Origin of the sequence: Gallibacterium genomosp. 3 (assembly GCF_001678475.1) — a bacterium.
GTDB lineage: Bacteria > Pseudomonadota > Gammaproteobacteria > Enterobacterales > Pasteurellaceae > Gallibacterium > Gallibacterium faecale.
Map to the genome: position 1 here is coordinate 67,388 of NZ_JTJR01000013.1, position 6,342 is coordinate 73,729.

Consider the following 6,342-nt stretch of genomic DNA (forward strand, 5'->3'; position numbering starts at 1 on the left):
AGCAAGCGTTATTCTGTAAAAGAGAGTAAACGTAATTGAGAGGAATTATCATTAAACGCCCTTATCAATGATATAAGGGCGTGTTAGTTTTAGAGTTTAATCTTTCTTAATCGATTAGCATTAACTACAACAGTCACAGAACTACATGCCATCGCTAATGCTGCCCACATTGGATTTAATAAACCTAATGCAGCGACAGGAATTAAAATCACGTTATAAATAAAAGCAAAAAATAGGCTTAATTTAATATTGTTAAAAATTGCTCTAGCAATATGGATTGCATTCACTAACGTTGTTAATTGGGTGTTTAACAAAGTGAGATCAGCGGTTTCCATAGAAACTTTTGCTCCGCTTCCCATAGCAATTGCAACATCAGCTGTCACGAATGCTTGAGCATCATTAACACCATCACCTACCATTGCAGTAACTTGATGTTGTTGGCTTTGTGCAATATTTTCTGCTTTATCCTGTGGGGTTGCTTGGGCAATGACCTTATCAATCCCAAGTTGTTGTGCAAAGGCATTAGCCGTTTGTGAGTTATCCCCAGTTAGCATAACACATTGGATACCCATTGCTTGTAGCTGTTGTAAGGCAGATAACGCATCAGGTTTAATTTGATCGCTGATAGCAAATACATTCACTAACTGCTGTTGTTTGGCTAAAAAGACAAGACTAGCGGCATTTTGTAAATGCTGCTGAATAAATGCTTGGCTTGCTGCAATATCAATTTGTTGTTCTTGCATAAAGCGTAGGCTTCCTAGTAACCATTGTTCATTATTAATCGTTGCTTCTAGCCCTTTCCCTGCAATACTATTGGTTGCTTGCACAGGGATTATAGATACCTTGTGTTGTTTAGCAAATTGGATAATTGCATCTGCTAACGGGTGAACCATTTGTTGTTCAATACTTGCAGCAATTGATAAACTGGATAAATCATCTTTCCAGGTAGCAGTAACGCTGGTTTTGCCAGTAGTCAGTGTTCCCGTTTTATCAAAAAAGATACGCTGAACTTTCGTTAATTGCTGTAATCCGTTGGCTTCTTTAACTAAAATTCCTAATTTTGCAGCTTGTCCAGTACCAACAATAATGGACATCGGAATAGCAAGTCCTAAAGCACAAGGACAGGAGATGACTAATACTGATGTTGCTGCTAATAAGGCGTCACTAAAAGTTGCACCAAAACTTAACCAAACTAGACAGGTAATAACAGCAAGCCCAATTACTACGGGAACAAAAATCGCTGCAATTTTATCTACTAATGTTGCTAATTGTGGCTTAGAGGTTTGAGCCTGATCGATAGTGTGGATCATTTGGGCTAATGTGGTACTGCGCCCTGTTTGTGTCGCAAGAATTTGCCCACCACCATTATTCACTAAAGTTCCTGCTGTGACAGAATCTCCCACTATTTTTTTAATTGGTTGAGATTCACCAGTCAGCATTGCTTCATTTACCCATAACTCCCCTAATTTCACTGTGCCATCAACTGGAATTTTATCGCCAGTTTGTAATTGAACCAGCATATTAGGTTTAACCTGCTTGGTTGGAATAGTAATAGGGTTGCCATTTTCAATTACCGTAGTTTGATTAGGGAGTAAATCCATTAAGGCAGAAAGTGCTTTGCTGGCAGATTTTTTACCTCTGCTTTCTAAAATTTTGCCAATATTCACAAAACCGATCACCATTAATCCCGCATCAAGGTAGAGATGATGCTGAGAAAAAGCGTGTGGAAAAAGAATAATACACAACGAAAGTAGAAAACTGGTTAAAGCCCCTAATGCCACTAAGGTATCCATTGAAGTTGTTCTATGGCGTAAGTTAATCCAAGCTCGAACAAAGAAATGTTTACCTGAATAATAAATTGCACCAGCTACAATTAAACTGATGATTGAGTAAATCACCTGATAGGTGGCAGGCTGTTTAACGCCAAGTTGGGTATAACTCGGTAACCAATCAAACCACATCGCAAACATAAGCGCAAAGCCTACAATGAGTGCGACAGTGGCTTGCCTACTTTTATGTTTAATTTGTTGTTGAAACTGTTGTTCGATGCGTGTTGCACGGGTAATTTCATCTTCAAGTAAATCTGCCTGATAGCCAGCTTGGCTAACGGCAGCACAAATTTGTTGAGGATTACCGCCAACTACGGTTGCGGTATTATCTGCAAGATTTACACGAGCGGAAGCCACTTGGTCTACTTGTCGAATCGCCTTTTCGACTTTTGCAACACAAGCAGCACACGACATTCCTTCAATTAAAAAAAGTTGTTCATCAGTGGATTCACTGTGTTGAGCGCTTTTTTGAATTGGTTGGTCAGAGAGAGAAGTTAATGATTCAACGTGTTGTTGCGCTTGAGATTGTTGCGTTGGTTCAACACGTTGATTAGCTACTTTGCTGAGAATCCTGCTTGTTCAACTGCCTGAATTAAGGTTTCGAGAGCAGCATCTCCATAAACTTTAGCACTGGTTTTGTCCACCTCTGCATAGACAACATCATCAAGATTTTCTAATGCGGTACGAACGCTTTTAACACAATGTTGGCAGTTTAAACCTGATAATGAAAGGGTATGACTTGGTGTGGTTGCTACTTCTGCTTGATAGCCCGCTGCTTCAACAGCGTGGATTAAGGTTTCTGCGGTGGCTTCGCCTTCTACTTTGGCGTAATGTAGAGAAACTTTTGCTTGTTGTACGCCATTTACGGCATTAAGTGCATTAGTAACACTTTTAACACAATGTTGGCAAGATAAGTCAGCAAGTTTAAGTAAAATCATCATTATTTCTCCTTATTAATTTCCAATTTTTGAAACGGTGCTACAATAAACCTTCCTGTAAGGTAAGAGTCAAGAGGAAAATATGTATATTAATGAAGTAGCAAAATTGACTAATTTAACTACAAAAGCAATCCGTTTTTATGAAGAGAAAGGCTTGATTAGTGCACCAAGTCGTAGTGCAAATGGGTATCGCCAATATGGAATACAGCATATTGAAGCCTTAAATTTAATTCGGGAAGCGAGAGAAATAGGGTTTTCTTTGCCAGAGTGTGAACAGTTATTATCGTTATATCATAATCCACATCGCCGTAGTGCGGATGTGAAAGCACAGACTTTGGCAAAAATTTCAGAAATAGATCAACAAATTACACGTTTACAGCAAATGCGAGAAAAATTAATGGCATTGGCTGAGCAATGCCCTGGAGATGATAGTGAAGATTGCCCAATTATTAATTCACTAAGTGGGCAAATCTGTTGTCATCATAAATCATCACTGCACAACAAGTAATCCCATACAGCCTTTATCAGCTAACAACAAATTTGATGCTCCAAAAATAAATGGATAAGAATTAGATGATTGATTCTCGAATTTAACCAGAATTCGAGTTTCACCTTCAACCCAAACTGTATCAGTCCAGGCGAGTTGAGCTTTCGTTAATCGTTTACCATTTTGTTGTTCAATTAAGAATTTAGCACCTTGTAATTGAAATCCAGTAGGTTGATCAGCAGAGAGAATCCAACGTTCGACAGTATCGAGTTTGACAACAAGATCGATCCGACGCGGATCAAAACGGCGTTGGTTAATCATCGCATCTTGGGTGTTTAGTACAAAAGTTCGTTCTTTTACTGGGGTGAGTGGCAAACCTAAATTCGCATCAGGTAACGTTGGTTTTTGTTGGGCAAACGCAGATGCTAAGCCTTGAGGACGTAATTCGACTACTAGGTTATCCTCTAAATCATCCGACATTCCCAACATACTACGGACTTGATCAAATAGTCCACGATCTTTACCAGCAAGCAATCTGACAGTTTGTCCTTGCGTTAAATTTACTAATACTTCGGCACGTTCACCCGGTACTAATAACAGTGTTTTAATTTCTTGTGGCTGAGAGAGAAAACCCAAACCAGAAGCAATTTTTAAAAGTGGTTGTTGATTATCTAGACTGAGATAATAAGGTCGAGAAACGGAAGCATTTAGTAAGCGTAACCGAATAAAACCACGAGGAACGTTAAGAAAGCAGTTGCGTTGCCCATTTACAAAAAGTTGTTTACCTAAGAACTGATTTTTATCGAGGTTAAATAACTGTTGCCCCTCATAGTTAAGCGAAATATCTTGTAGGATTAAAGGAATATCGTTTTCGCCATATTTATTAGGAATTAAACCTTTCTTGCTTTGTTCATCTTCAATAATCCACATTCCTACTAAGCCACGATAACTTTGATAAGCGGAGCGACCGATAGTATCACTGTGATACCAACAAGTAGAGGCACCCTGTTTAATTGGAATAATAGGGGACCAAGAAGTTTGTGGGGCAATATTGCGGTTAATACTGCCAGAAATCTCGCCGTTAGCTTGTAAACCTTGAATATTAATAGCAATCGCTTCGCTGAGATTATTGCGATAAGTTAAACGCAAAAAATCATTTTGTTTCATTTTGATTGTTGGACCAAGATAAGAATCATTGAACCCCCAAGTATCAACTTTCTGTTTCCCATTAAATGCTTTTTTTACGTTACGTGCATTTAACAGGATAGGAGAGCCGCGTCCAACCGCAGTAAGAGGGGGAATCCATAACGGGACTTTATCTTCAGCGAAGGTGTAATGCGATACGCTACTGCTTGCTGCAAGCGCAAGAGAGCCTTGTAAAAATCGACGGCGAGAATAATTTCCCATGTTTCTCCTCCTTACTTAATCTCGATGGATATTTTTTCCTGCGACAAAGATGATTCCTGATTTAAGCTTGGTGATGAGTTTGTGCAACTTCTGCATCAAGTTTAGCGAGATGCTGTTCCATAACATCATGACAATGTTTAGCAAAATCTCGAACTGTTTCTCGACTGTAATCACTACTTGGAATAGGCGGCAACATTTCACAAATCACTTTACCATTGTTCCAACGATTAAGATTTACTTGTTGATGAGTAGAAGAACAAACAACAGGAACAACAGGAACACCCGCTTCAATAGCGGCATAAAAAGCACCTGTTTTAAAAGGTAATAATCCACGACCGCGGCTGCGGGTACCTTCAGGGAACATCCAAATAGAAAGGTTATCTTGGTGAATTCGTTTCGCTAAGGTTGTCATTGTATTGTGAGCTTTATTGCGATTTTCACGATCGATAAAAATGTTTCCTGTTGCCCAATATAACACCCCAAAAAATGGAACCCAGATGAGGCTTTTTTTACCAACACTAACGGTACGAGGCATCACCATATGTGAAATGGTGACCATATCATAGTTATTTTGGTGATTGCCGATATAAATACAACGTTCAAATTTATCTGCACCTTCAGGATAACGATATTCTACGGTTAAACCAAAAAGTGGATGTAAACGTGCAAACCAATGAGCAAAAAGAGCGACATTATTTGGATTTTTAAAGCGGATAAGTGAGTAAATAGAACCAATTACACAAATAAGAATACAACAAATAACAACAATAATAATACGAAGTAATTTAAGCATAGTTTGTCCCTCAAACAAATTGGAGCAAGTATAGCGAATTTGCCTAAATAAGTACAAAAGTAACGATAAAAGAAGAAAGCGTTAAGCATAAAAATGCTTTATAGTATGCCTTTCGTTATTAATCATAAATGAAGATGAATAAACCAACTTATTTTATTGCTGATTTACATCTGAGTGAACAATCACCGCATTTATTAGCGTTATTTCGTTATTTTATGACGCAAATTGCTCCGCAAGCACAAGCTTTATATATTTTAGGTGACCTTTTTGATTTTTGGGTAGGGGATGATGAAAATTCTCCAGCTATCCAGGAAATTAAGCAGTTATTAAAGCAGCTTACTGCACAGGGAGTTCATTGTTATTTCTGTCATGGTAATCGTGATTTTTTATTGGGCGAGCGGTTTGCTAAAGAAACGGAGATTCAATTATTACCTGACTATCAGGTCATTGAGCTATATGGTAGAGCAACATTAGTGTGTCATGGGGATACATTGTGTACAGATGATGTAGCCTATCAGAAATTCCGTAAACGTGTACATCAGCGTTGGTTACAAAAACTTTTTCTTTGTTTGCCTTTGACTTATCGGATCAAACTAGCACAACGTATTCGCCAACAAAGCCAATATGATAAGCAAGGTAAAAGTACAGAAATTATGGATGTCAATTCTGTTGCGGTAGAGGACACCTTTACACGTTTTCAAGTGACACAAATTATTCATGGGCATACTCATCGCCAAGCAATTCACACTTTATCAGAGAATAAAAGAAGGATTGTGTTAGGTGATTGGCGAGAAGAACTTTCTATTTTTGTGGTTGAACCACAACATCAAGGCTATTTTGTGAATTTGGTGTTGCCTGAATAAAAAAGAGGTATAGTAGACAAAATGG

At 38.4% G+C, this 6,342-nt stretch carries 6 protein-coding genes; 2 read left to right on the plus strand and 4 right to left on the minus strand.

Going from position 1 to position 6,342, the window contains the following annotated elements; genetic code table 11:
• Nucleotides 1–89: 89 nt before the first annotated feature.
• Nucleotides 90–2,399: a heavy metal translocating P-type ATPase gene (locus QV06_RS03940; protein ID WP_065237037.1), complete on the minus strand. Its 2,310-nt coding sequence runs from the start codon at nucleotides 2,397–2,399 to the stop codon at nucleotides 90–92.
• Complete coding sequence (locus tag QV06_RS03945; protein WP_209435876.1) at nucleotides 2,384–2,770, minus strand: copper ion binding protein; 387 nt, start codon at nucleotides 2,768–2,770, stop codon at nucleotides 2,384–2,386. Before QV06_RS03945 ends, QV06_RS03940 begins: the two co-directional genes overlap by 16 nt.
• Nucleotides 2,771–2,849: 79 nt before the next feature.
• Here QV06_RS03945 and cueR point away from each other — a divergent pair, with 79 nt between their 5' ends.
• A complete protein-coding gene (gene cueR, locus QV06_RS03950; protein WP_065237038.1) occupies nucleotides 2,850–3,275 on the plus strand; it encodes a Cu(I)-responsive transcriptional regulator in 426 nt (141 codons plus the stop codon).
• Here cueR and QV06_RS03955 read toward each other — a convergent pair.
• Together QV06_RS03955 and QV06_RS03960 are read right to left on the minus strand one after the other, a co-directional pair.
• Complete coding sequence (locus tag QV06_RS03955) at nucleotides 3,258–4,661, minus strand: multicopper oxidase domain-containing protein (protein WP_065237039.1); 1,404 nt, start codon at nucleotides 4,659–4,661, stop codon at nucleotides 3,258–3,260. The two genes, cueR and QV06_RS03955, sit on opposite strands and share 18 nt — an antisense overlap.
• Nucleotides 4,662–4,722: 61 nt before the next feature.
• On the minus strand, nucleotides 4,723–5,454 hold the full coding sequence (locus QV06_RS03960; protein ID WP_065237040.1) for a 1-acylglycerol-3-phosphate O-acyltransferase: 732 nt from the start codon (nucleotides 5,452–5,454) through the stop codon (nucleotides 4,723–4,725).
• Nucleotides 5,455–5,588: 134 nt separating this feature from the next.
• Between QV06_RS03960 and lpxH the strand changes: the two genes are divergently transcribed.
• On the plus strand, nucleotides 5,589–6,317 hold the full coding sequence (gene lpxH / locus QV06_RS03965; RefSeq protein WP_065237041.1) for a UDP-2,3-diacylglucosamine diphosphatase: 729 nt from the start codon (nucleotides 5,589–5,591) through the stop codon (nucleotides 6,315–6,317).
• Nucleotides 6,318–6,342 lie beyond the last annotated feature (25 nt).

Bases quoted from the DNA above. Each gene is read 5' to 3' on its own strand.
- QV06_RS03945 (WP_209435876.1), bottom strand. From the start codon at position 2,770: ATGATGATTTTACTTAAACTTGCTGACTTATCTTGCCAACATTGTGTT.
- cueR (WP_065237038.1), top strand. From the start codon at position 2,850: ATGTATATTAATGAAGTAGCAAAATTGACTAATTTAACTACAAAAGCA.
- QV06_RS03955 (WP_065237039.1), bottom strand. From the start codon at position 4,661: ATGGGAAATTATTCTCGCCGTCGATTTTTACAAGGCTCTCTTGCGCTT.
- QV06_RS03960 (WP_065237040.1), bottom strand. From the start codon at position 5,454: ATGCTTAAATTACTTCGTATTATTATTGTTGTTATTTGTTGTATTCTT.
- lpxH (WP_065237041.1), top strand. From the start codon at position 5,589: ATGAATAAACCAACTTATTTTATTGCTGATTTACATCTGAGTGAACAA.